This window comes from Herbaspirillum robiniae, from assembly GCF_002213415.1.
GTDB lineage: Bacteria > Pseudomonadota > Gammaproteobacteria > Burkholderiales > Burkholderiaceae_D > Herbaspirillum > Herbaspirillum robiniae.
This window is the reverse complement of the sequence record NZ_NJGU01000005.1, coordinates 140,564-162,559: the sequence shown is the minus strand read 5'-3', so window position 1 is coordinate 162,559 and position 21,996 is coordinate 140,564. Positions and strand designations below refer to the sequence as shown.

Genomic DNA, 21,996 nt, shown 5'->3' with positions numbered 1-21,996 from the left:
GAACGATGCGGCGCGCTGTTTCGACAACAACAACACGCCATTCAATATAAACAGGAGACATACGGCATGAAGATCAAATCGGTATTGTCCGGGCTGGCGCTCGGCTTGGGCGTAACCCTGATGTCCATCAGCGCGCAGGTGAGCGCGCAATCCAAGGCGCTGGTCGGCGTGGCCATGCCCACCAAGTCCTCGGCCCGCTGGATCGCCGACGGCAACAACATGGTCAAGGTCCTGAAGGAAAAGGGCTATAACACCGACCTGCAATACGCGGAAGACGACATCCCCAACCAGCTGTCCCAGATCGAGAACATGCTGACCAAGGGCGCCAAGGTGCTGGTGATCGCCGCCATCGACGGCACCACCCTGACCGACGTGCTGCAGAAGGCCGCCGACAAGGGCGTCAAGGTCATCGCCTATGACCGCCTGATCCGCGGTTCCAAGAACGTCGACTACTACGCCACCTTCGACAACTTCCAGGTCGGCGTGCTGCAGGCGCAGTCGCTGGAAAAGGCGCTGGGCCTGAAGGACGGCAAGGGTCCGTTCAACATCGAACTGTTCGGTGGTTCGGCTGACGACAACAACGCCTTCTTCTTCTACAACGGCGCCCTGTCGGTCCTGAAGCCTTACATCGACAGCGGCAAGCTGGTGGTGCGCTCCAAGCAGATGGGCATGGACAAGGTCGCGACCCTGCGCTGGGATCCGGCTACCGCCCAGGCCCGCATGGACAACCTGCTGTCGGCCTACTACACCAACGCCAAGGTGAACGCGGTGCTGTCGCCGTACGACGGTCTGTCGATCGGTATCCTGTCGTCGCTGCGCGGTGTCGGTTACGGTACTGCACAGCAACCGTTCCCGTACGTGTCGGGCCAGGATGCTGAAGTCCAGTCGGTCAAGTCCATCATCCGCGGCGAGCAGTATTCGACCATCTTCAAGGACACCCGCGAACTGGCGAAGGTCACCGTCGGCATGGTTGACGCCGTGCTGGGCGGCAAGCAGCCGCAGATCAACGACACCAAGACCTACAACAACGGCGTGAAGGTCGTGCCTTCCTTCCTGTTGAAGCCGGTCGTGGTCGACAAGACCAACTGGAAGCCGGTCCTGATCGACAGCGGCTACTACACCGAAGCACAAGTGAAGTAAGCAGCAACGGGCGGTGCCACGGGAAACTGAATATGCGCCGCCCGCTGAATTTTCCGCAAGACCAGCAATCATAAGAACAGCATAGTCCCGCCCTGTGCGGGACTATTGCATTCAGGAAGTTGCGCCGCGCCAAGGCAATCCGGGAGCAGCGCAATAGAGACAGAACGCACGGTCCCGCCACGAACGGAAGACCGGCAAGACACGAGGTCCGCATCATGAGCAACATTCTGGAAATGCGCAGCATCGAAAAGAGTTTCCCGGGTGTGAAGGCGTTGAACAACGTCAACCTGGCGGTGCGCGAAGGCGAGATCCACGCCGTCGTCGGCGAGAACGGCGCCGGCAAGTCGACGCTGATGAAGGTTCTCTCCGGCGTCTATCCCCACGGTTCCTATTCCGGCGACATCGTCTACAAGGGCGACGTGCGCTCCTTCAAGGACATCCGCGACAGCGAACACCTGGGCATCATCATCATCCACCAGGAACTGGCGCTGGTGCCGCTGCTGTCGGTGATGGAAAACCTCTTCCTGGGCAACGAGCAGGCCCGCGGCGGCGTCATCGACTGGGAACATTCCTATGCGCGCGCCAAGGAGTTGCTGGCCAAGGTCGGCCTGAAGGAGTCGCCGCTGACGCTGGTGGGCGACCTGGGCGTGGGCAAGCAGCAGCTCATCGAGATCGCCAAGGCGCTGTCCAAGGAAGTCAAGCTGCTGATCCTGGACGAACCCACCGCCAGCCTCAACGAGAGCGACAGCGACGCGCTGCTGGAGCTGTTGCTGGAGCTGAAGACCCACGGCATCTCCTCCATCCTGATCTCGCACAAGCTCAACGAAATCTCCAAGGTGGCCGATTCGATCACCGTGCTGCGCGACGGCGCCACCGTCGACACCTTCGACTGCCGCGCCGAGCCGATCAGCGAAGACCGCATCATCCAGCACATGGTCGGCCGCGAAATGGCCGACCGCTATCCGCAGCGCGACCCAAAGATCGGCGAAGTCATCTTCGAAGTGCGCGACTGGCGCGTGCACCATCCGCTGAACACCGAGCGCCTGGCGATCAAGGACGTCAACATGAGCGTGCGCGCCGGCGAGATCGTCGGCATCGCGGGCCTGATGGGCGCCGGCCGCACCGAGCTGGCCAAGAGCATCTTCGGCCGCGCCTACGGCAAGAAGATCAGCGGCCAGGCCTTCTTGCACGGCAAGGAGGTCGACCTCTCGACCATCCAGAAGGCGATCTCCCACGGCATCGCCTACGTCACCGAAGACCGCAAGGGCGACGGCCTGGTGCTGGAAGAAGACATCAAGAAGAACATCTCGCTGGCCAATCTCGGCGGCGTCTCCGAACGCACCGTGATCGACGAGGCGCGCGAATACAAGGTCGCCGCCGATTTCAAGAGCCAGATGCGCATCCGCTGCTCCAGCGTGCTGCAGAAGGTGGTGAACCTGTCGGGCGGCAACCAGCAGAAGGTGGTGCTTTCCAAGTGGCTGTTCTCGCAGCCGGAAGTGCTGATCCTGGACGAACCCACGCGCGGCATCGACGTCGGCGCCAAGTTCGAGATCTACAACATCATCAGCAAGCTGGCCGCCGAGGGCAAGTGCATCATCATGATCTCGTCGGAGATGCCCGAGCTGCTGGGCATGTGCGATCGCATCTACGTGATGAACGAGGGCCAGTTCGTGGGGCAATTCCCGCGCGAAGAGGCCAGCCAGGAAAGCATCATGCGCGCCATCATGCGCAACAAGCGGATCTGAGAAATAAGAGAATCGAGGAGTAAAACATGGAGACCATGAACATGAGCAAGAAAGAGTCGCTGGCTGCCGGCGGCGGACCGGCAGAGAAGAAGGACTACGGCAGCTTCCTGAAGAACAACATGCGCGAGTACGGCATGCTGTTGTCGCTGGTGGCCATCATGGCCTTCTTCCAGGTCATGACCGACGGCACGCTGATGCGTCCGCTGAACCTGACCAACCTGGTGCTGCAGAACAGCTACATCGTCATCATGGCGCTGGGCATGCTGATGGTGATCGTGGCCGGTCACATCGACCTCTCGGTCGGTTCGGTAGTGGGCCTGATCGGCGCGCTGGCGGCGGTGCTGATGGTGGACTACGGCTGGGACTTCGTGTCGGCCTCGATCGTCTGCATCATCGCCGGCGCCGTCATCGGTGCGGCGCAGGGTTACTGGATCGCCTACTTCAAGATCCCGTCCTTCATCGTCACGCTGGCCGGCATGCTGGTGTTCAAGGGCATGGCGCTGGCGCTGCTGCAGGGCCAGTCCCTGGGACCGTTCCCGCCGGCCTTCCAGATGCTGTCCTCGGGTTTCATCCCCGAACTGACCGACAACACCCAGTTCCGCACCACCTCGCTGATCGTCGGCGTGTTTGCGGCAGCGGTGCTGGTCCTGGTGAAGATCCACGGTCGCCGCAAGCAGACCAAGCACGGCATGGAAGATGAACCGCAGCTGTTCTTCCTGATCAAGAACGCGCTGTTCGCCGCCGTGATCATCGCCTTCAGCTACCTGATGGCGACCTACCGCGGCATGCCCAATGTGCTGATCATCATGTTCGCGCTGATGGTGCTCTACACCTTCATCACCAACCGCACCACGCTGGGCCGCCGCGTCTACGCCGTGGGCGGCAACGAGAAGGCGGCCAAGCTGTCGGGCATCAAGACCGAGCGCGTCTCCTTCTTCACCTTCGTCAACATGGGCGTGCTGGCGGCGCTGGCCGGCCTGATCTTCGCGGCCCGCCTGAACACCGCCACTCCCAAGGCCGGCTTAGGCTTCGAGCTGGACGTGATCGCGGCCTGCTTCATCGGCGGCGCTTCGGCCTCCGGCGGCGTGGGCAAGGTGATGGGTGCGGTCATCGGCGCCTTCGTGATGGGCGTGATGAACAACGGCATGTCCATCATGGGCATCGGCATCGACTACCAGCAGATGATCAAGGGCTTCGTGCTGCTGATGGCCGTGTGCTTCGACGTGTATAACAAGAACAAGTAACAGGCAGGGCGGAGGCGGGCAGCGATGCCCGCCTTTTCACATTCAAGACCACAGGAATTCAAGCATGAGCAGTGACAAGAAAGACAAGAGCCGCCAGTTGCGCTCGGCCGGATGGTTCGGCACCGCCGACAAGAACGGTTTCATGTACCGCAGCTGGATGAAGAACCAGGGCATTCCCGACCACGAGTTCCAGGGCAAGCCGGTGATCGGCATCTGCAATACCTGGTCCGAACTGACGCCCTGCAACGCCCACTTCCGTAAGATCGCCGAGCACGTGCGTCGCGGCATCATCGAGGCGGGCGGCTTCCCGGTGGAGTTCCCGGTGTTCTCCAACGGCGAGTCCAACCTGCGCCCGACCGCCATGCTCACCCGCAACCTGGCCAGCATGGACGTCGAGGAATCGATCCGCGGCAACCCGATCGACGGCGTGGTGCTGCTGACCGGCTGCGACAAGACCACGCCGGCCCTGCTGATGGGCGCGGCCAGCGTCGACGTGCCGGCCATCGTGGTGACCGGCGGCCCGATGCTGAACGGCAAGCACCAGGGCCGCGACATCGGCTCGGGCACCGTGGTGTGGCAGCTGTCCGAGCAGGTGAAGGCGGGCGAGATCAGCATCCATGACTTCATGGCGGCCGAAGCCGGCATGTCGCGTTCGGCCGGCACCTGCAACACCATGGGCACGGCCTCGACCATGGCCTGCATGGCCGAGTCGCTGGGCGTGTCGCTGCCGCACAATGCCGCCATTCCCGCCGTCGATGCGCGCCGCTATGTTCTCGCGCACTTGTCCGGCATGCGCATCGTCGACATGGTCTGGGAAGACCTGAAGCTGTCCAAGATCCTGACCCGCAAGGCCTTCGAGAACGCGATCCGCACCAACGCCGCCATCGGCGGCTCCACCAACGCGGTGATCCACCTCAAGGCGATCGCCGGCCGCATCGGCGTCGACCTGGAGCTGGAAGACTGGACCCGCGTCGGCCGCGGCACGCCGACCATCGTCGACCTGCAGCCTTCGGGCCGCTACCTGATGGAAGAGTTCTACTACGCCGGCGGCCTGCCCGCGGTGATGCGCCGCCTGGGCGAGGCCGACCTGCTGCCGCACCCGGATGCGCTGACCGCCAACGGCAAGACCATGTGGGAGAACGTCAAGGACGCGCCGATCTACAACGACGAGGTGGTGCGCCCGCTGAAGAACCCGCTGATCGACGATGGTGGCATGTGCATCCTGCGCGGCAACCTGGCGCCGCGCGGCGCGGTGCTCAAGCCCTCGGCGGCGTCGCCCGAGCTGATGAAGCATCGCGGCCGCGCCGTGGTGTTCGAGGACTTCGCGCATTACAAGGAACGCATCAACGATCCGGAGCTGGACGTGGACGCCAGCTGCGTGCTGGTGATGAAGAACTGCGGTCCCAAGGGCTATCCCGGCATGGCCGAGGTCGGCAACATGGGCCTGCCGCCCAAGGTGCTGGCCACCGGCGTGAAGGACATGGTGCGCATCTCGGACGCGCGCATGAGCGGCACCGCCTACGGCACCGTGATCCTGCACGTGGCGCCGGAAGCCGCCGCCGGCGGTCCGCTGGGCATCGTGCAGGACGGCGACTTCATCGAGCTCGACGCCTATGCCGGTCGCCTGCAGCTGGACATCAGCGACGAGGAAATGCAGCGCCGCCTGGCGGAGCGCGCAAGCAAGCTGGCCGCGCAGCAGCCGGCCATGGCCGGCGGCTACCAGTCGCTGTACGTGGACCGCGTGCTGCAGGCGGACCAGGGATGCGACTTCGACTTCCTGGTCGGCTGCCGCGGCGCGGCCGTGCCCAAGCATTCGCACTGAGGCCCGCGTCGGCCACGAACGACATCAACAAGAAACGACACGCGCCCGCCTCGAAGCGAGACGGGCGCCCAAGGAGAATCAATGAGCAGCATCCAGAAGAACGAACAACTGGCGAACTTCCCCAGCCTGAAGGGCAAGCGCATCTTCATCACCGGCGGCGGCACCGGCATCGGCGCGGCCATCGTCGAGGCCTTCGCCCAGCAGGGCGCGCACGTGGCCTTCGTCGACATCGCCAGGGAGCCGAGCGAGACGCTGTGCCGTGAGCTGGCCGAAGCCGGTTACCCGAAGCCGGCGTTTCGCCATTGCGACCTGCGCGACATCCCCGGCTTCCAGAAAATCATCGCCGAGCTGCAAGCCGAAGTCGGCGATTTCGACGTGCTGGTCAACAACGCTGCCAACGACGAGCGCCACCAGCTGGAAGACGTGACGCTGGAATACTGGAACGACCGCATCGCCATCAACCAGCGTCCCTCCTTCTTCGCCGTGCAGTCGGTGCTGGAAGGTATGAAGCGGCGCGGCGGCGGCTCCATCATCAACTTCAGTTCCATCAGCTGGCACCAGTCCAGCGGCGGTTTCCCGGTCTACACCACGGCCAAGGCATCGACCCTGGGCCTGACCCGCGGCCTGGCGCGCGACCTCGGCGCGCACAAGATCCGCGTCAACACGGTCACCCCGGGCTGGGTCATGACCGAGCGCCAGATCAAGCTGTGGCTGGATGAAGAAGGCAAGCAGGCGATCGCGCGCAACCAGTGCCTGCAGGGCGAACTGCTGCCGTGGCACCTGGCGCGCATGGTGCTGTTCCTGGCGGCCGACGACAGCGCGATGTGCACCGCGCAGGAATTCATCGTCGACGCCGGCTGGGTGTGATCCGCCCGGCCTGGAAGGATTAAGGGGCTGACGCGGATATCGAAAGCGATATCCCGCAGCGCCGCCCAAGAAAAAAGAGTCGCCGTTTGGCGACTCTTTTGCATTTTTCGGGCGCAGGAAATGTATTTTTCGATGACATGCAGGGCACCGGCGCGGCGGCGTTTTCATCTGGCCGAAGTCAACATTACTCTTCCTTACATTTCTTAATAAAACTCTGCGTCGCAAGGCGACAGCGCGGCAGCATAATGATTCGCCATTGTGGATCCGGCACAACGGAATGCGCGGCGAAACGACTCAGTAGATCATCTTCGCCACTTCGCGGATCGCCTGCAGCAGCATGGTGGCGCCGGGCGAGAGCAGGTTGTCTTCGCGCGTGATGATGCCGAAGCCGGCCATGCGGCAGGGCAGGTCGATCGGCAGGATGTCGATCAGGCGCGCCTGCGTGTAGTAGCGCGCCACTTCGGTCGGCATCGCATACAGGAAGTCGGTCTGTTGCAGCAGGCTGGTGATGAAGAGGATGGCGGTGGTGTCGACCACGTTGGACGGCGGCGTCAGTCCTTCCTCGCGGAACATCTGGTCGCAGCGCGCGCGCAGGATGCTGCCCTTGGGCGCCATGATCCACGGCTCGTTGGCCAGGTCGGACAGCTTCAGTCCGGTGTGCGCGTGCAGCGGATGTCCGACGCGCGCCACCGCGCACACCGGCTCGTCGGCCAGCTCCTGGTATTGCAGGCCGTGCCGCGCTTCTTCGTCCAGGATGCGGCCGATGATGAAGTCGAGCTCGCCGTGCAGCAGGCGCGAGAGCAGGATGTTGCTGCTTTCCACTTCCACGCCGATGCGCAGCATCGGCGCATTCTCCTTGACCCGCGCGATCGCCGGCGGCAGCAGCGCCATGCCCGGCGACAGGATCACGCCCACATCCACCTGGCCCGACAGGCCCGACTTCAGCGTCACGATATCTTCATGCGCCTTGGACAGGCTGGTCAGCGCCATGCGCGCGTGGCGGATCATGGCCTCGCCGTAGATGGTGGGCCGCATGCCGCGCGGCAGGCGCTCGAACAGGGAAACGCCCAGCATGTCCTCCAGGTCCTTGAGCTGCTTGGAGGCGGCCGGCTGGGTCATGTTGAGTTCGCTGGAGGCGCGGTGGATGTTGCGCGTGTCGTCGAGGGCGATGAGCAGAAGAAGTTGGCGGGTCTTCAATCGCGCTCGGAGAAACCAGTTGGGGTCACTGTTTTTCATATGTCTCCGTGGGACCTTTGTAAATTTTTTAGTTGGAATTTTTTGCTGCGAATGATGATATCAAATCGCATATCGGATTTGCGAAAGAATTCATTGGAAAGACATGTGCTGAATACTTAGTATCTAGCCACATTCCGGGCTCGCATAAATTCAAACGAACGCAACCGGGAATGAGAGAAGAGACGGTCGGGCAGCATCAGAACAAAAAGTTGGGAGATCGTCAGGACCGCGTCAGGTCCAGAATGGTCAGAAGTGCAAGCTGCACGGCCAAGCCCACCGACGAAAAAAATTTAAACGGCAATATCCACGGAGACTATTCATGAAGCAAGTGAAGCCATCCTTTACTGGAGCAAAGACCCTGTGCGCGCTCGCGCTGCTGGGAGCATTTTCTGCACAAGCGCAGGCGCAAAGCAGCGTCACCATCTACGGTCGCGTCGTGGCCGGCGTCGATGTCCTGACCAATGCCGGCACTAATGGCCAAGGCACCAAGTGGAGCGCCGCCAATAACCAGTGGGGCACCAGCATGATCGGCTTCAAGGGTACGGAAGACCTGGGCGGCGGCAACAATGCCTTCTTCCTGCTGGAGTCCGGTTTCAACTCGACCAAGGGCGGTTTCAACGGTTCCGACACCAGCAGCGGCAGCGCGCTGTTCAATCGTCGTTCCTACGTCGGCCTGGGTTCCGCCACCGCCGGCTCCATCAAGTTCGGTAAGAACCTGTTCATCAACAACGACATCTGGTATCTGGATCCGACCGGCCAGCAGGCCATCGGCACCGCCAGCCTGGTCAACGGCCGCAACTGGCCGGGCGCCAGCAACGTGATCGAATACGCCAGCCCCGACATGGGCGGCTTCACTGTCGGTCTGCAGACCAGCCTGGGCGAAAAGCCGGGTTCGTTCAGCGGCGGCGTGGCCAATGCCGGCTCCAGCGACGGCCGCAAGGACGGCATCTCGCTGGCCTACCAGAAGAATGGCCTGGAACTGCGCCTGATCTATGACGTGGTGCGCGACGCCAACGGCAACTACAGCGACATCTGGGGTCACTCCAAAGAGCTGATCATCGGCGGTACCTACAAGTTCGACAAGCTCAAGCTGTTCGCCGGTTACGAAAACCTGCGCGCGCCTGACGCTGCAGCCGGTGATCCGGATCGCGCGAACCACTACTGGGTCGGCGCCAACTATGACGTGACTCCGCAGTTCCAGCTGATCGGCGCGGTCTTCCACGTCAATGCCAACAACGGCAGCGTTGCCAATACCGGCAGCAAGACCGGCGGCGGCGGCACGGCCAACATGTACATGGCCGGCGTGAACTACTTCCTGTCCAAGCGTACCGTTCTGTACTTCGACGTGGGTACCGTGCGTAACGGCACCGGCGCGTCGCACCAGCTGGAAAACGGCGGCAACACCGCCGGCGCTTCCGGCTTCAACCAGACTGGCGCTTACTGGGGTGTCGCCCACTCGTTCTAATGATGTGAAATCCTTCCTGAGGTGGTCTTGATGTAGTTGAGGGCGGGCGCAAGCTCGCCCTTTTTTCTTTTTCATTCGTGTTTTGCGGGCGCCGTGCGATGATCCCGGGGCTTGCTGCAACGTAACTGTGAATTAAAAAATACGGGAATTTTATTGATGAATGCGCAACTGGCTGTGGACGGACGTCATGAACTGGGCGAAGGCGTACTGTGGTGCGAACGCACGCAGACGGTGTACTGGACGGATATCCATGCCTCGCGCTTGTGGAACCACAACCCGCAGACCGGCGCCACGCGCAGCTGGGGCATGCCGGAGCGCCTGTGCTGCTACGCATTCACCGCCGACGTCGAGCGCTTGTTGATCGGGCTGGAGTCGCGCCTGGCGTTCTTCAATCTTTCCACCGGCGCCATCACGCCCATCTGCGACGTCGAGCAGGACTTGTCGAGCACGCGCCTCAACGATGGCCGCTGCGACCGCCAGGGACGCTTCGTGTTCGGCACGCTCAATGAAGATCCGGCGCGCGCGCCTGTCGGCAGTTTCTACCGGCTCAATACCGACCTCACGCTGGAGCGCCTGCCGCTGCCCGGCATCGCGATCTCCAACAGCATCTGCTTCAGCCCCGACGGCAGCCTGATGTACCACTGCGACACGCTGACCGGCCGCATCATGTGCTGCGACTATGACGCGTCCACCGGCGCGGTGTCAGGCCAGCGCGTGTTCGCCGACCTGTCCGGCCAGCCGGGCAGCCCCGACGGCTCCACGGTGGATGCCGACGGCCATGTGTGGAACGCGCAGTGGGGCGGCGCGCGCGTGGTGCGCTTCGCGCCGGATGGCAGCATCGAGCGCATCGTCGACATCCCGTCCGAGCAACCCAGCTGCGTCGCCTTCGGCGGCGCCGACTTGTCGACCCTGTATGTGACCACCGCGCATGAAGGCATGTCGCCGCAAAAACGCGAGGCGGACGCGCTGGCCGGCGCCCTGTTCGCGGTGCCGCTGAACGGCGTGCGCGGCCTGCCCGAAGCGCGCTTCGGCGGCTGACGCACACCGCGTCCGGGCGGCCTCAGGAGCCGAAGCTGGAGTCGCCCATCAGCCGCGACAGCCGCGCGGAGATTTCCTGCACGATGCCCTGGACTTCATCCAGGCTGGGGTTGACCTTCTTGTCGATGCGTTCGATGTAGGGCACGTTCAGGGCCGCCAGCATCCGATTGTTGGCGCCCATGACGGGGTAGGAGAGATTGACCACGCCGCGGATCTGACGGCTGTCCATGCGCGAGTGCCCGCGTTTTCTGGTGTCGTCGATCTGGCGCACCAGCTGCGCCGTTTCGATTTCCTGCTCGCCGTCCATGCGCACGTGCGCGGCCAGCATGCCGGCGCGTTCGGCCTCGTCGCGAAAGGCCAGCAGCACGTGGCCGGAGGCGGTGTCGGTCAGGCTGACCAGCGCCCCGACCTTGAGGCCGAAGGCCCAGCGTTCCGGGCTGTCGACCTGGGCCACCACGATCACGCGGCCGGCTTCATAGACCGTCAGGTGCGTCGATTGCACCGCGCGGGCGGCCAGCTCGCGCATGTGCGGCAGGGCGGTGCTGACCAGCGAGCGTATCGGCTGGTGATGGTGGGCCAGCTCGAACAGCTTGAGCGAGAGCCGGTAGTGGTCGTTGTCGGCGATCAGGTAGCCGCGCTGCTCCAGCGTCACCACCATGCGGAAGATTTCGTTGACGCTGCGCCCCAGCTGCCTGGAGATCTGGTTCAGCGTGAGCATCTGCTCCGAGCGCGACAGCAGCTCCAGGATGTCCAGCCCCTTGTCCAGCGCGGGAGCGGCGTAGCGGTTCTTGCCGCTGCCGGTCGCATCGTCGTCCGGCTCGGCCGCGGTCTGCAGGGCGGCCGATTCCGGCGCGGTGATCTTTCTGGTTCTTGGCATGTCGGCCTGTTGTCGTTGTTCCGTGCGCGGAATTCGCTGGCGGTGAAATGGTCGTAATTATCCGGGCAGATTCTAGAAGATTTTATAAGTCACAAAATTTTATTTGTAAAAGAAATTTTTATTGGCATCTATTTATTTGCCATTTTGATATCTGCATTTCGGTATCAGTCGTGATGGAAACATCATCGGTTCAGAGCGGGAAGCATGGCAAAATCGCAGGTATCCTGTCGATCTCACATATAAAAATAAATTTTATTTGTGAATTGAATCGGGGCCGCAGCCACCAGACAGCTGCAGCTTCGGGAGCGAGACAACCATAAGGAAGACAGGGAACAGGCTGCCAACGGCAGGTTCCGGGCCGGCGCAGACGCCGGCCGACAGCGCGCGTGAAGAGCGCAAGCCGCATGCGCAGACCAGCCGCCGCCAGCAACCCATGAAGACTGACCGATGACCAAGATCACTGCCATGCGCGTCCTCGACGTGCGTTTCCCCACCTCGCAATCGCTGGACGGCTCGGACGCGATGAATCCGGATCCGGACTATTCCGCCGCCTACGTCATCCTCGATACCGACAACGACCAGCTCAAGGGCCACGGCCTGACCTTCACCATCGGCCGCGGCAACGAGATCTGCTGCGCCGCCATCCGCGCGATGGAACACCTGGTGGTGGGGCTGGAGCTGGAATGGATCGCCGCCGACATGGGCCGCTTCTGGCGCCACGTCACCTCCGACAGCCAGCTGCGCTGGATCGGCCCGGACAAGGGCGCCATTCACCTGGCCACCGGCGCCGTGGTCAACGCCGCCTGGGACCTGTGGGCCAAGGCCTGTGGCAAGCCGCTGTGGAAACTGGTGGCCGACATGACGCCCGAGGAACTGGTGCGCGCCATCGACTTCCGCTACATCACCGACTGCATCACGCCCGACGAGGCACTGGCGCTGCTGCGCGCGCAGGAAGCAGGCAAGGCCGAGCGCATTCGCACCCTGCAGCAGGAGGGCTATCCCTGCTACACCACCTCGGCCGGTTGGCTGGGCTATGACGACGCCAAGCTGCGCCGCCTGTGCCAGGAAGCCGTCGACGAGGGCTTCAACCACGTCAAGCTCAAGGTCGGGCGCGACCTGGCCGACGACAAGCGCCGCGTCACCATCGCCCGCGAAGTGCTGGGGCCGGAGCGCAAGCTGATGATCGACGCCAACCAGGTCTGGGAAGTCGACCAGGCTATCGCCTGGGTCAATGAACTGGCCTTCGCCCAACCGTGGTTCATCGAAGAGCCGACCAGCCCGGACGACGTCGAGGGCCACCGCAAGATCCGCGAAGGCATCGGCGCGGTCAAGGTCGCCACCGGCGAGATGTGCCAGAACCGCGTGCTGTTCAAGCAGTTCATCATGCGCGGCGCCATCGACGTGGTGCAGATCGACTCCTGCCGCCTGGGCGGCGTCAACGAGATCCTGGCGGTCATGCTGATGGCGGCCAAGTACAAGCTGGTGGTCTGCCCGCACGCCGGCGGCGTCGGCCTGTGCGAATACGTGCAGCACCTGTCGATGATCGACTACGTCTGCATCTCCGGCAGCAAGGAGGGGCGCGTGACCGAATACGTCGACCACCTGCATGAACACTTCGTCGATCCCTGCGTGGTGAAGAACGCGGCCTACATGCCGCCCAGCCTGCCGGGATTCTCGATCGAGATGAAGCCGGAGTCGCTGGAGCAGTACCGCTTCCGCGGATAGCCAAGACGCAAGCGCATCCACCCGGCAAGCAAGACATAAAAGAAAACGGAGACAGAAGTGGATCTGAACCTGCAAGACAAAGTGGTGATCGTCACCGGCGGCGCCTCCGGCATCGGCGGCGCGATCACGCTGCAGCTGGCCGCAGAGGGCGCCATCCCCGTGGTGTTCGCGCGCAGCGAACCCGAGCCGCAGTTCTGGAAGCGCCTGCTGGAGCTGCAGCCGCGCGCCGCGCTGTTCCAGCTGGAGCTGCAGGACGACGCCGGCTGCCGCAACGCCGTGGCCGAGACGGTCAAGCGCTTCGGCCGCCTGGACGGCCTGGTCAACAATGCCGGCGTCAACGACAGCATCGGCCTGGACGCCGGTCGCGACGCCTTCGTCGCCTCGCTGGAACGCAACCTCATCCATTACTACACGATGGCGCACTACTGCGTGCCGCACCTGAAGGCCACGCGCGGCGCCATCGTCAACGTTTCCTCCAAGACCGCCGTCACCGGCCAGGGCAATACCAGCGGCTACTGCGCCTCCAAGGGCGCGCAGCTGTCGCTGACGCGCGAATGGGCGGCCGCGCTGCTGGCCGACGGCGTGCGCGTGAACGCGCTGATCCCGGCCGAGGTGATGACGCCGCTCTACGAGAAATGGATCGCCACCTTCGACAACCCGCAGGAAAAGCTCGACGCCATCACCAGCAAGATCCCGCTCGGCAAGCGCTTCACTACCGCCGAGGAGATGGCCGACATGGCGGTGTTCCTGCTCTCGGGGCGCTCCTCGCACACCACCGGGCAATGGATCTTCGTGGACGGCGGCTATACCCATCTCGACCGCGCGCTGAGCTGAGGAGAGACCATGCGACATCTTCTCGCGCTCGACCTGAAGGACGATCCGGCGCTGATTGCGCAGTATGAACAGCACCACCGCCGCATCTGGCCCGAGATCGCGCAGCACCTGAAGCGGCACGGCGTCACCGGCATGGAGATCTACCGCCTGGGCACGCGCATGACGATGGTGATGGACACCGACGACGCCGTCTACGACGCCGCGGCGATGGCCGCCGCCATGGAAAGCGACCCCAGGGTGCGCGAGTGGGAAGAACTGATGTGGCGCTTCCAGGCGCCGACGCCGTGGACGCCGGCAGGGCAGAAGTGGATGGCGATGGAGAGGATCTTCGATCTGTCGTCGCAGTCCTGAACAGCAGGACGGGTCATCCCGGCGCAGGCCGGAACCCGCGTCCTGCGTCGGGTATCGACGGGCGCTGCGCAGTCAGGCGCAGTGCAGGGAAACGACAAGACGACGGCTACCCAGAAGAGCCGCATATGCATCCGAGGTGAGCATGCAACAAGACCAAGAGACACACGACACGCAGCACACGCGAGCGCCGCTGATCGCGCTGCGCAACGTCAGCAAGCGCTTTCCCGGCGTGCTGGCGCTGGACAATTGCCAGTTCGACCTGGCCGCCGGCGAGGTGCACGCGCTGATGGGCGAGAATGGCGCCGGCAAGTCGACGCTGATGAAGATCCTCTCCGGCGTCTACCAGCGCGACAGCGGCGAGATCCTGCTCGACGGCCGGCCGGTGGAGATCGACGAGCCGCGCGCCGCCCAGGCGCTGGGCATCGGCATCATCCATCAGGAGCTCAACCTGATGAACCACCTGTCGGCGGCGCAGAACATCTTCATCGGCCGCGAGCCGAAGAAGGGCTTCGGCCTGTTCCTCGATGAGGAGCAACTGAACCGCCAGGCCGCCGCCATCTTCGAACGCATGCGCCTGGACCTCGACCCGGCCACGCCGGTCGGCCAGCTGACGGTCGCGCGCCAGCAGATGGTGGAGATCGCCAAGGCGCTGTCCTTCGACTCGCGCGTGCTGATCATGGACGAACCCACGGCCGCGCTGAACAACGCCGAGATCGCCGAGCTGTTCCGCATCATCCGCGACCTGCAGGCGCAGGGCGTGGGCATCGTCTACATCTCGCACAAGATGGACGAGCTGCGCCAGATCGCCGACCGCGTCACCGTCATGCGCGACGGCCGCTACATCGCCACCGTGCCGATGCAGGGCACGTCGATGGACACCATCATCTCGATGATGGTCGGTCGCCAGCTCGACGGTGAACAACGCACGCCGCCCGACACCTCCGCCAACGAGGTGGTACTGGAGGCGCGCGGCCTGACGCGCGGGCGGGCGATCCGCAACGTCAGCTTCCAGCTGCGCCGGGGCGAGATCCTGGGATTTGCCGGGCTGATGGGCGCCGGCCGCACCGAGGTGGCGCGCGCCATCTTCGGCGCCGATCCGCTGGAGGCCGGCGAGATCCACATCCATGGCGGGCGCGCCGTCATCAAGACCCCGGCCGACGCGGTGGCCCACGGCATCGGCTACCTGTCGGAGGACCGCAAGCATTTCGGCCTGGCCACCGGCATGGACGTGCAGGCCAACATCGCCATGTCCAGCATGGGGCGCTTCACCCGTGCCGGCTTCATGGACCAGCGCGCCATCCGGGAGACCGCGCAGGGCTATGTGCGCCAGCTGGCGATCAAGACGCCGTCGGTGGAGCAACAGGCGCGGCTGCTGTCGGGCGGCAACCAGCAGAAGATCGTGATCGCCAAATGGCTGCTGCGCGACTGCGACATCCTGTTCTTCGACGAACCCACGCGCGGCATCGACATCGGCGCCAAGAGCGAGATCTACAAGCTGCTCGACGCGCTGGCCGCGCAAGGCAAGGCGATCGTGATGATTTCTTCCGAGCTGCCCGAAGTGCTGCGCATGAGCCACCGCATCCTGGTGATGTGCGAAGGCCGCGTCACCGGCGAGCTGAGCGCCGCCGAAGCCTCGCAGGAAAAGATCATGCAGCTCGCCACCCTGCGCGAATCGGCAGTCGTCCAATAAATCAACGGTATCCAGACGATCATGGCTAACAACATCCACCCGCTCCAATCCGCCACCTCCGCCACCATGGCCACACCAGAGAACTCCGCCGGTCCCGGCTTCAGGGCACGCTTCTTCAATCCCGCCGCGCGCCAGAAGCTGCTGGCCTTCGCCAGCCTGATGCTGCTGATGGTGTTCTTCAGCTTCGCCTCGCCCAACTTCCTGGAGGTGGACAACCTGGTGAGCATCCTGCAGTCCACCGCGGTCAACGGCGTGCTGGCGATCGCCTGCACCTACGTCATCATCACCTCCGGCATCGACCTCTCGGTGGGCACGATGATGACTTTCTGCGCCGTGATGACCGGCGTGGTGCTGACCAACTGGGGCATGCCGCTGCCGCTGGGCATCGCCGCCGCGCTGTTCTTCGGCGCGCTGTCGGGCTGGGTCTCGGGCATGGTGATCGCCAAGCTCAAGGTGCCGCCCTTCATCGCCACGCTGGGCATGATGATGCTGTTGAAGGGCCTGTCGCTGGTGATCTCCGGCACGCGCCCGATCTACTTCAACGACACCGAGGGCTTCTCGTCTATCGCCCAGGATTCGCTGATCGGCGACCTGATTCCGGCGCTGCCGATTCCCAACGCGGTGCTGATCCTGTTCCTGGTGGCCATCGCCGCCTCGGTGATCCTGAACAAGACGGTGTTCGGCCGCTACACCTTCGCGCTGGGCAGCAACGAGGAGGCGCTGCGCCTGTCGGGCGTGAAGGTCGATTTCTGGAAGGTCGCGGTTTACACCTTCTCCGGCGCCATCTGCGGCATCGCCGGCCTGATCATCGCCTCGCGCCTGAACTCGGCGCAGCCGGCGCTGGGCCAGGGCTACGAGCTGGACGCCATCGCCGCGGTGGTGATCGGCGGCACCTCGCTGTCCGGCGGCACCGGCACGATCCTGGGCACCATCATCGGCGCCTTCATCATGAGCGTGCTGGTCAACGGCCTGCGCATCATGTCGGTGGCGCAGGAATGGCAGACGGTGGTCACCGGCGTGATCATCATCCTGGCCGTGTATCTGGACATCCTGCGCCGCCGCCGGCGCGCGTGAGGACGCAGCAAGCTGCAAACAGTCGACGATTCGATTTCAACCCGCGCCGGGCGACCGGCACTCCATCACCGATAACAAAAGGAGACTCAACGTGTTCAAGAACAAACTGCTCGGCGCCGCACTCGGCCTGGCCTTCGCTGTCGGCGCCGCCGGCGCCCATGCGCAGGAAACCTACATTCCCCTGATTTCCAAAGGCTTCCAGCACCAGTTCTGGCAGGCCGTGAAGTCGGGCGCGGAACAGGCGGCCAAGGACTACAAGGTCAAGGTCAGCTTCGAAGGCCCGGAAACCGAGGCCATGATCGACAAGCAGATCGACATGCTCTCGGCCGCCCTGGCCAAGAAGCCGCAGGCGATCGGCTTCGCCGCGCTGGACAGCAAGGCCGCGCTGCCGCTGCTGAAGAAGGCGCAGGCCGCCAAGATCCCGGTGATCGCCTTCGACTCCGGCGTTGACAGCGACATCCCGGTCACCACCGCCACCACCGACAACAAGGCCGCCGCGGCGCTGGCCGCCGACAAGATGGCCGAGCTGATCGGCAAGGAAGGCGAAGTGGCCGTGGTCGCGCACGACCAGACCAGCCGCACCGCCATCGACCGTCGCGACGGCTTCCTGGACCGCATCAAGTCGGCCTATCCGAAGATCAAAGTGGTCAGCGTGCAATACGGCGGCGGCGACCACCTGAAGTCGACCGAAGTCACCAAGTCCATCCTGCAGGCCTATCCGAAGCTCAAGGGCATGTTCGGCACCAATGAAGGTTCGGCCATCGGCGTGGTCAACGGCGTGAAGGAAATGAAGCGCAAGATCATCATCGTCGGCTACGACTCCGGCAAGCAGCAGAAGGATGCCGTGCGCGACGGCACCATGGCCGGCGCCATCACCCAGAACCCGGTCGGTATCGGCTACAAGACCGTGGAAGCCGCGGTCAAGGCGCTCAAGGGCGAGAAGCTGCCCAAGATCATCGACACCGGCTTCTACTGGTACGACAAGAACAACATCGACGACCCCAAGGTCGCATCGCAGCTGTACGACTGAGTACGGCATTGGCGGGCGCCGGCTTCCCCACCGGCGCTCCGCTTTCCTTTCTTGCGCGGCCCTCTTCCGTACTCGTGAAGAGGCCGCGGGCGAAGACGGCGCGGCCGTCTTCTTTCGCTTTGCGCATCGCTACATCCGATCATCCCTCCGATTTGCAGGAACACCATGAAACCGCAACGCATCGACGCCCACCAGCATTTCTGGCGCTATCGCCCCGAAGACTATCCGTGGATAGGCCGTGGCATGGAGCTGCTGGCGCAGGACCGCATGCCCTGCGAGCTGCACCCCATGCTCAGCGCTCAGGGCCTGGACGCGTCGATCGCGGTGCAGGCGCGCGCCGGCCGCGAGGAAACCGGATTTCTGCTGGAACTGGCGCGCAACGATGCGCGCATTGCCGGCGTGGTCGGCTGGGAGGACATCGCCTCGCCGCAACTGGCCGAGCATGTGGGCGAATGGGGACGGGACAAGCTGCTGGGCTTTCGCCACCAGGTGCAGGACGAGCACGACGTCACGGTGTTCACGGAACAGCCGGCCTTCAACGACGGCGTGGCCTGGCTGCAGGACCAGCGTTACGTCTACGACGTGCTGGTCTACGAGCGCCAGCTGCCCGAGGTGCAGGCCTTCTGCGCCCGGCACGACCGCCACTGGCTGGTGCTGGACCACCTGGGCAAGCCGGCGCTGACCGAGTTCGGCCGCGGCGAAGTCGCCTACGCGCGCTGGAAGCGCGAGCTCGAGGCGCTGGCCGCGTTGCCGCACGTGGCGTGCAAGCTGTCGGGACTGGTGACCGAGGCCGACTGGATGCGCGGCCTGCGGCAAAAGGACTATGAAAACATCGCGCTGTGCCTGGACACGGCGCTGGACGCCTTCGGGCCGCAGCGCCTGATGTTCGGCTCCGACTGGCCGGTGTGCCTGCTGGCGGCGTCCTACGCCAAGGTGGCGGCGGTGGTCAGGGACTGGGCGGCAACGCGCCTGTCGGCGGCCGAGCAGGAGCAGTTGTGGGGCGGGACGGCGGCGCGCTGCTATGGGTTGGATGCGCAGTAGACATCGTCGTCGGCAAATCGACGTCCGCTAACGCCGCGAGCAGAGAAGAACAAGAGCGTGGCCCCCCTCCAGCCCAGGTTCAGCGCATCAGCTGCCGGATCCCCAGGAACACGATCAGGCTCCCGCAAAACCGATCCACCAGCACCGCGCTCCTGCGGTAGCGCGCGGCCACGCCGCCGTGCGACATCACCAGCGCCAGGAAGCTGTACCAGCTGCCGGCCACCACCAGCACCACGCACAGCATGGCGGCGAAGGTCGGCCAGGAGACATGCGCGGGCGCGGCCGAGGCGAACACCGCCGCGAAGAAGGCCATCGACTTCGGATTGACGATATTGGTCAGGAAGCCCTGGATGAAGGACGATTTCAGGCTGTCCGTGGTCGTCATCTCGGCTGCGCCCTGCGTCTTGTGCTGCGCCTTGGTGATCAGGCGCGAGCCGAACCACAACAGGTAGCCGGCGCCGAGGATCTTGGCCGCCAGCGCCATCCAGGGGAAGGTGGCGAACACGATGCCCACGCCCAGGATGGCGCAGGTCGCCCAGAACAGGTTGACCACCACGATGCCCGCCACCAGCGCCAGCGAGGCCGCGCGGGTCGACGAGGCAGCCTTGTGCAGCACCGCCACGAAATTGGGGCCGGGGATGATGACGCCGGTGATGTAGACGGAAAAGACGGCGAGGACGGCGGACCAGTCGATCAGGTGCATGGCGGGCAGGCGGAAAGAGGGAAGAGGAAGGCGAAGCCGCCATGATACTCCGCTTGAGGCCGCGGCTCTCGGGCGCGCCCGGCGCGCTGCGTCAGTCCGTGGTGCTGGGGCTCCAGAAGGCCTGCTTCACCGGCGGCAAGTCCAGCAGGCGGGCGATCAGGGCGTCGAGCTCGTCGCCGTCGACCGAGGTGGCGGCCAGCGTGGCTTCGATCTCGACCTCGTCTTCGGTGAACGGGCGCACTTCCAGGTCGTGGGTCGGATAGCGGCTTTGCTCCAGCATGTCGGTCACCGCCGTCAGCACCGCCTTCTGGTGCTCGCTGTCGACGATCAGGTGCAGGGTGTTGGTGACTTCCACCGACGGCACGTCCAGCGGCTTGCGGTTGATGGTGTTGACCACCGGGCGCAGCAGGGTGTTGGCGGCCAGCACGAAGACCGTCGCCACGATGGCTTCCAGGATCAGGTCGGCCCCGGCCGCCGCGCCCACCGCCGCCGAACCCCACAGCGTGGCGGCGGTGTTGATGCCGCGCACATTGCCTTCTTCGCGCATGATCACGCCGGCGCCGAGGAAGCCCACCCCCGACACCACATAGGCCACCACATGCACCGCGCCCTCATGGCCGCCCATGCGGTTGGCCATGTCGACGAACACGGCCGCGCCCAGCGCCACCAGGACGTTGGTGCGCAAGCCGGCGGTGCGTTGGCGGTATTGGCGTTCCAGGCCGATGGCGCCGCCCAGGATGAAGGCGGCGGTCAGGCTGATGACGGTATCGGCGAGCGAGGCGAGGTTGACGTTGTTGAGGATTTCCATGGGCAGTCCGGGAGCGCGTTTCTTGTCTGTATTGTCGGCGGCGGGAACGGATGTGCCGGCCCGCTGCACGATGTTGCGCGATGATGCCCCAGAAATGCAACAAGCGCATGACAAAAAGCCCATGCGCTTGTTCGATGGCGACGCCGGCGCCTCAGGCCAGCTTGCCGCTGTATTTCTCCAGGATGGCCCAGGCCTGGTCGCCGAACTTCTTGCGCCATTCCTCATAGAAACCGGCCTGCTTGAGCTTGGCATGGAAGGCCTGGTGGTCGGCCTCGTTGAGCTGGATGCCCTTGGCCTTGAGCTCGCCGGCCAGCGACTCGTTGAGCTTGCGCACGTCCTCGCGCTGCTTGACGCCGGCGGCGTTGACGTTGGTGCGGATCAGCTCCTGCAGGTCCTTGGGCAGCTTCTCGAAGGACTTCTTGTTGCCCAGCATCCAGAAGCCGTCCCACATGTGGTTGGTCATGGAGCAGTACTTCTGCACTTCGTAGAGCTTGCTGGTGTAGATGATGGCCAGCGGATTCTCCTGCCCCTGCACGATGCCGGTCTGCAGCGCCGAATACACTTCGGCGAAGTTGATGCTGGTGGGCGACACGCCCAGGGCCTTGAACATCGAGGTCCACAGCGGGCTGGGCGGCACGCGCAGCTTCATGCCCTTGAGGTCGTCGGGAGAGGCGATGGGTTTGGCGCTGTTGGTGATCTGGCGGTAGCCGTTGTCCCAGATCTTCTCGAAGGCGAACAGCGTCGACTTGGCCTGCACCTCCTGGCGCATGTGGGCGCCGAGATCGCCGTCCAGCGCCGCCCAGACCGTGTCGTAGTCCTTGAACGCGAAGCCCATGCCGGAGATCTGCGTGACCGGGACCAGGGTGCCCAGCGTCAGCGACGAGAGCGTGAACATGTCGATGGCGCCCGAGCGCACCTGCGCCAGCATGTCGGTGTCGCCGCCCAGCTGGTTGTTGGGATAGATCTGGATCTCGACCCGGCCGCGGCTCTGCTCCGAGATCGCCTTGGCCATTTCGGCCGCGCGGATGTTCATCGGGTGCGTCAGCGCCAGGTTGTTGGCGTACTTGAGCGTGAATTCGGCGGCATGCGCGCGGCCGGGCCAGCTGCCGGCGGCCAGCGCCAGCGAGGCGGCGCCGGCGCTCCGGATGAAGTCGCGGCGTGAGGTGGGTTGCTTCATGGTTGTCTCCGTTGGCTTTTATTGGTGTGTGTCGGCACACGCGGCCGCAAGCGGCGCGGCGGCCTAGCTACGAGATGCGTTCAAGTATTCAGCTGCTCAGGTGCGGATGAAGCGGACTGCGGGTGAGGC

At 64.3% G+C, this 21,996-nt stretch carries 19 protein-coding genes; 14 read left to right on the top strand and 5 right to left on the bottom strand.

Features of this window, described 5'->3' with window-relative positions:
* Window positions 1–66 precede the first annotated feature (66 nt).
* From chvE to CEJ42_RS10050, 5 genes are all read left to right on the top strand, one after another.
* Window positions 67–1,140, top strand: coding sequence for a multiple monosaccharide ABC transporter substrate-binding protein (gene chvE / locus CEJ42_RS10070; protein ID WP_079216390.1), 1,074 nt, complete (start codon window positions 67–69; stop codon window positions 1,138–1,140).
* Window positions 1,141–1,355: 215 nt separating this feature from the next.
* Window positions 1,356–2,885 (top strand): multiple monosaccharide ABC transporter ATP-binding protein, encoded by a 1,530-nt coding sequence (gene mmsA / locus CEJ42_RS10065; RefSeq protein WP_079216388.1) that lies wholly within the window; start codon window positions 1,356–1,358, stop codon window positions 2,883–2,885.
* 26 nt (window positions 2,886–2,911) lie between these two features.
* The gene (gene mmsB, locus CEJ42_RS10060; protein WP_079216386.1) at window positions 2,912–4,129 is read left to right on the top strand and encodes a multiple monosaccharide ABC transporter permease; all 1,218 of its coding nucleotides are present in this window, start codon (window positions 2,912–2,914) and stop codon (window positions 4,127–4,129) included.
* Window positions 4,130–4,193: 64 nt separating this feature from the next.
* A complete protein-coding gene (locus CEJ42_RS10055) occupies window positions 4,194–5,951 on the top strand; it encodes an IlvD/Edd family dehydratase (RefSeq protein WP_088750909.1) in 1,758 nt (585 codons plus the stop codon).
* Window positions 5,952–6,032: 81 nt separating this feature from the next.
* Complete coding sequence (locus CEJ42_RS10050; protein ID WP_088750907.1) at window positions 6,033–6,818, top strand: SDR family NAD(P)-dependent oxidoreductase; 786 nt, start codon at window positions 6,033–6,035, stop codon at window positions 6,816–6,818.
* 294 nt (window positions 6,819–7,112) lie between these two features.
* On the opposite strand, the gene CEJ42_RS10045 is transcribed toward CEJ42_RS10050, so the two are convergent.
* Complete coding sequence (locus CEJ42_RS10045) at window positions 7,113–8,054, bottom strand: LysR family transcriptional regulator (protein WP_079216380.1); 942 nt, start codon at window positions 8,052–8,054, stop codon at window positions 7,113–7,115.
* A 319-nt stretch (window positions 8,055–8,373) separates the two neighbouring features.
* On the opposite strand from CEJ42_RS10045, the gene CEJ42_RS10040 reads away from it, so the two are divergent.
* Window positions 8,374–9,519: a porin gene (locus tag CEJ42_RS10040; RefSeq protein ID WP_079216377.1), complete on the top strand. Its 1,146-nt coding sequence runs from the start codon at window positions 8,374–8,376 to the stop codon at window positions 9,517–9,519.
* A gap of 156 nt (window positions 9,520–9,675) precedes the next feature.
* Window positions 9,676–10,557 carry an SMP-30/gluconolactonase/LRE family protein gene (locus CEJ42_RS10035; protein WP_088750905.1) on the top strand — a complete coding sequence of 294 codons (882 nt, stop codon included), beginning with the start codon at window positions 9,676–9,678 and terminating at the stop codon, window positions 10,555–10,557.
* Window positions 10,558–10,579: 22 nt separating this feature from the next.
* Here the strand turns inward: CEJ42_RS10035 and CEJ42_RS10030 are convergent, their stop codons facing one another.
* The gene (locus CEJ42_RS10030; RefSeq protein WP_079216373.1) at window positions 10,580–11,434 is read right to left on the bottom strand and encodes an IclR family transcriptional regulator; all 855 of its coding nucleotides are present in this window, start codon (window positions 11,432–11,434) and stop codon (window positions 10,580–10,582) included.
* Window positions 11,435–11,881: 447 nt separating this feature from the next.
* Here CEJ42_RS10030 and CEJ42_RS10025 point away from each other — a divergent pair, with 447 nt between their 5' ends.
* From CEJ42_RS10025 to CEJ42_RS09995, 7 genes are all read left to right on the top strand, one after another.
* On the top strand, window positions 11,882–13,159 hold the full coding sequence (locus CEJ42_RS10025; RefSeq protein ID WP_088750903.1) for an L-fuconate dehydratase: 1,278 nt from the start codon (window positions 11,882–11,884) through the stop codon (window positions 13,157–13,159).
* Window positions 13,160–13,216: 57 nt separating this feature from the next.
* Window positions 13,217–13,993, top strand: a complete 777-nt coding sequence (locus CEJ42_RS10020) for an SDR family oxidoreductase (protein WP_079216370.1) — start codon at window positions 13,217–13,219, stop codon at window positions 13,991–13,993.
* Between the two features lie 9 nt (window positions 13,994–14,002).
* Window positions 14,003–14,344 (top strand): L-rhamnose mutarotase, encoded by a 342-nt coding sequence (locus CEJ42_RS10015; RefSeq protein ID WP_088750901.1) that lies wholly within the window; start codon window positions 14,003–14,005, stop codon window positions 14,342–14,344.
* A gap of 142 nt (window positions 14,345–14,486) precedes the next feature.
* A complete protein-coding gene (locus tag CEJ42_RS10010) occupies window positions 14,487–16,034 on the top strand; it encodes a sugar ABC transporter ATP-binding protein (RefSeq protein WP_088750899.1) in 1,548 nt (515 codons plus the stop codon).
* 21 nt (window positions 16,035–16,055) lie between these two features.
* A complete protein-coding gene (locus CEJ42_RS10005) occupies window positions 16,056–17,108 on the top strand; it encodes an ABC transporter permease (protein WP_079216364.1) in 1,053 nt (350 codons plus the stop codon).
* A gap of 91 nt (window positions 17,109–17,199) precedes the next feature.
* The gene (locus CEJ42_RS10000) at window positions 17,200–18,138 is read left to right on the top strand and encodes an ABC transporter substrate-binding protein (RefSeq protein WP_079216362.1); all 939 of its coding nucleotides are present in this window, start codon (window positions 17,200–17,202) and stop codon (window positions 18,136–18,138) included.
* Window positions 18,139–18,303: 165 nt separating this feature from the next.
* The gene (locus tag CEJ42_RS09995; RefSeq protein WP_088750897.1) at window positions 18,304–19,179 is read left to right on the top strand and encodes an L-fucono-1,5-lactonase; all 876 of its coding nucleotides are present in this window, start codon (window positions 18,304–18,306) and stop codon (window positions 19,177–19,179) included.
* A gap of 79 nt (window positions 19,180–19,258) precedes the next feature.
* Here CEJ42_RS09995 and CEJ42_RS09990 read toward each other — a convergent pair whose 3' ends face one another.
* The 3 genes from CEJ42_RS09990 to CEJ42_RS09980 all read right to left on the bottom strand — a co-directional run bounded on the left by CEJ42_RS09990 (window position 19,259) and on the right by CEJ42_RS09980 (window position 21,867).
* On the bottom strand, window positions 19,259–19,876 hold the full coding sequence (locus CEJ42_RS09990) for a LysE family translocator (RefSeq protein WP_088751158.1): 618 nt from the start codon (window positions 19,874–19,876) through the stop codon (window positions 19,259–19,261).
* A 97-nt stretch (window positions 19,877–19,973) separates the two neighbouring features.
* The gene (locus CEJ42_RS09985; protein ID WP_088750895.1) at window positions 19,974–20,690 is read right to left on the bottom strand and encodes an MgtC/SapB family protein; all 717 of its coding nucleotides are present in this window, start codon (window positions 20,688–20,690) and stop codon (window positions 19,974–19,976) included.
* A 151-nt stretch (window positions 20,691–20,841) separates the two neighbouring features.
* Entirely contained in the window at window positions 20,842–21,867 is a 1,026-nt protein-coding gene (locus CEJ42_RS09980; protein ID WP_079216357.1) for a TRAP transporter substrate-binding protein, read from the bottom strand.
* Between the last annotated feature and the right edge of the window lie 129 nt (window positions 21,868–21,996).

What these genes read in the sequence shown, in the direction of transcription:
- CEJ42_RS10025 (WP_088750903.1), top strand. Translation starts at nt 11,882, where the DNA reads ATGACCAAGATCACTGCCATGCGCGTCCTCGACGTGCGTTTCCCCACC.
- CEJ42_RS09980 (WP_079216357.1), bottom strand. Translation starts at nt 21,867, where the DNA reads ATGAAGCAACCCACCTCACGCCGCGACTTCATCCGGAGCGCCGGCGCC.
- CEJ42_RS09985 (WP_088750895.1), bottom strand. Translation starts at nt 20,690, where the DNA reads ATGGAAATCCTCAACAACGTCAACCTCGCCTCGCTCGCCGATACCGTC.
- CEJ42_RS10005 (WP_079216364.1), top strand. Translation starts at nt 16,056, where the DNA reads ATGGCTAACAACATCCACCCGCTCCAATCCGCCACCTCCGCCACCATG.
- chvE (WP_079216390.1), top strand. Translation starts at nt 67, where the DNA reads ATGAAGATCAAATCGGTATTGTCCGGGCTGGCGCTCGGCTTGGGCGTA.
- mmsA (WP_079216388.1), top strand. Translation starts at nt 1,356, where the DNA reads ATGAGCAACATTCTGGAAATGCGCAGCATCGAAAAGAGTTTCCCGGGT.
- CEJ42_RS10010 (WP_088750899.1), top strand. Translation starts at nt 14,487, where the DNA reads ATGCAACAAGACCAAGAGACACACGACACGCAGCACACGCGAGCGCCG.
- mmsB (WP_079216386.1), top strand. Translation starts at nt 2,912, where the DNA reads ATGGAGACCATGAACATGAGCAAGAAAGAGTCGCTGGCTGCCGGCGGC.
- CEJ42_RS10030 (WP_079216373.1), bottom strand. Translation starts at nt 11,434, where the DNA reads ATGCCAAGAACCAGAAAGATCACCGCGCCGGAATCGGCCGCCCTGCAG.
- CEJ42_RS10040 (WP_079216377.1), top strand. Translation starts at nt 8,374, where the DNA reads ATGAAGCAAGTGAAGCCATCCTTTACTGGAGCAAAGACCCTGTGCGCG.
- CEJ42_RS10050 (WP_088750907.1), top strand. Translation starts at nt 6,033, where the DNA reads ATGAGCAGCATCCAGAAGAACGAACAACTGGCGAACTTCCCCAGCCTG.
- CEJ42_RS10055 (WP_088750909.1), top strand. Translation starts at nt 4,194, where the DNA reads ATGAGCAGTGACAAGAAAGACAAGAGCCGCCAGTTGCGCTCGGCCGGA.
- CEJ42_RS10035 (WP_088750905.1), top strand. Translation starts at nt 9,676, where the DNA reads ATGAATGCGCAACTGGCTGTGGACGGACGTCATGAACTGGGCGAAGGC.
- CEJ42_RS10015 (WP_088750901.1), top strand. Translation starts at nt 14,003, where the DNA reads ATGCGACATCTTCTCGCGCTCGACCTGAAGGACGATCCGGCGCTGATT.
- CEJ42_RS10045 (WP_079216380.1), bottom strand. Translation starts at nt 8,054, where the DNA reads ATGAAAAACAGTGACCCCAACTGGTTTCTCCGAGCGCGATTGAAGACC.
- CEJ42_RS09995 (WP_088750897.1), top strand. Translation starts at nt 18,304, where the DNA reads ATGAAACCGCAACGCATCGACGCCCACCAGCATTTCTGGCGCTATCGC.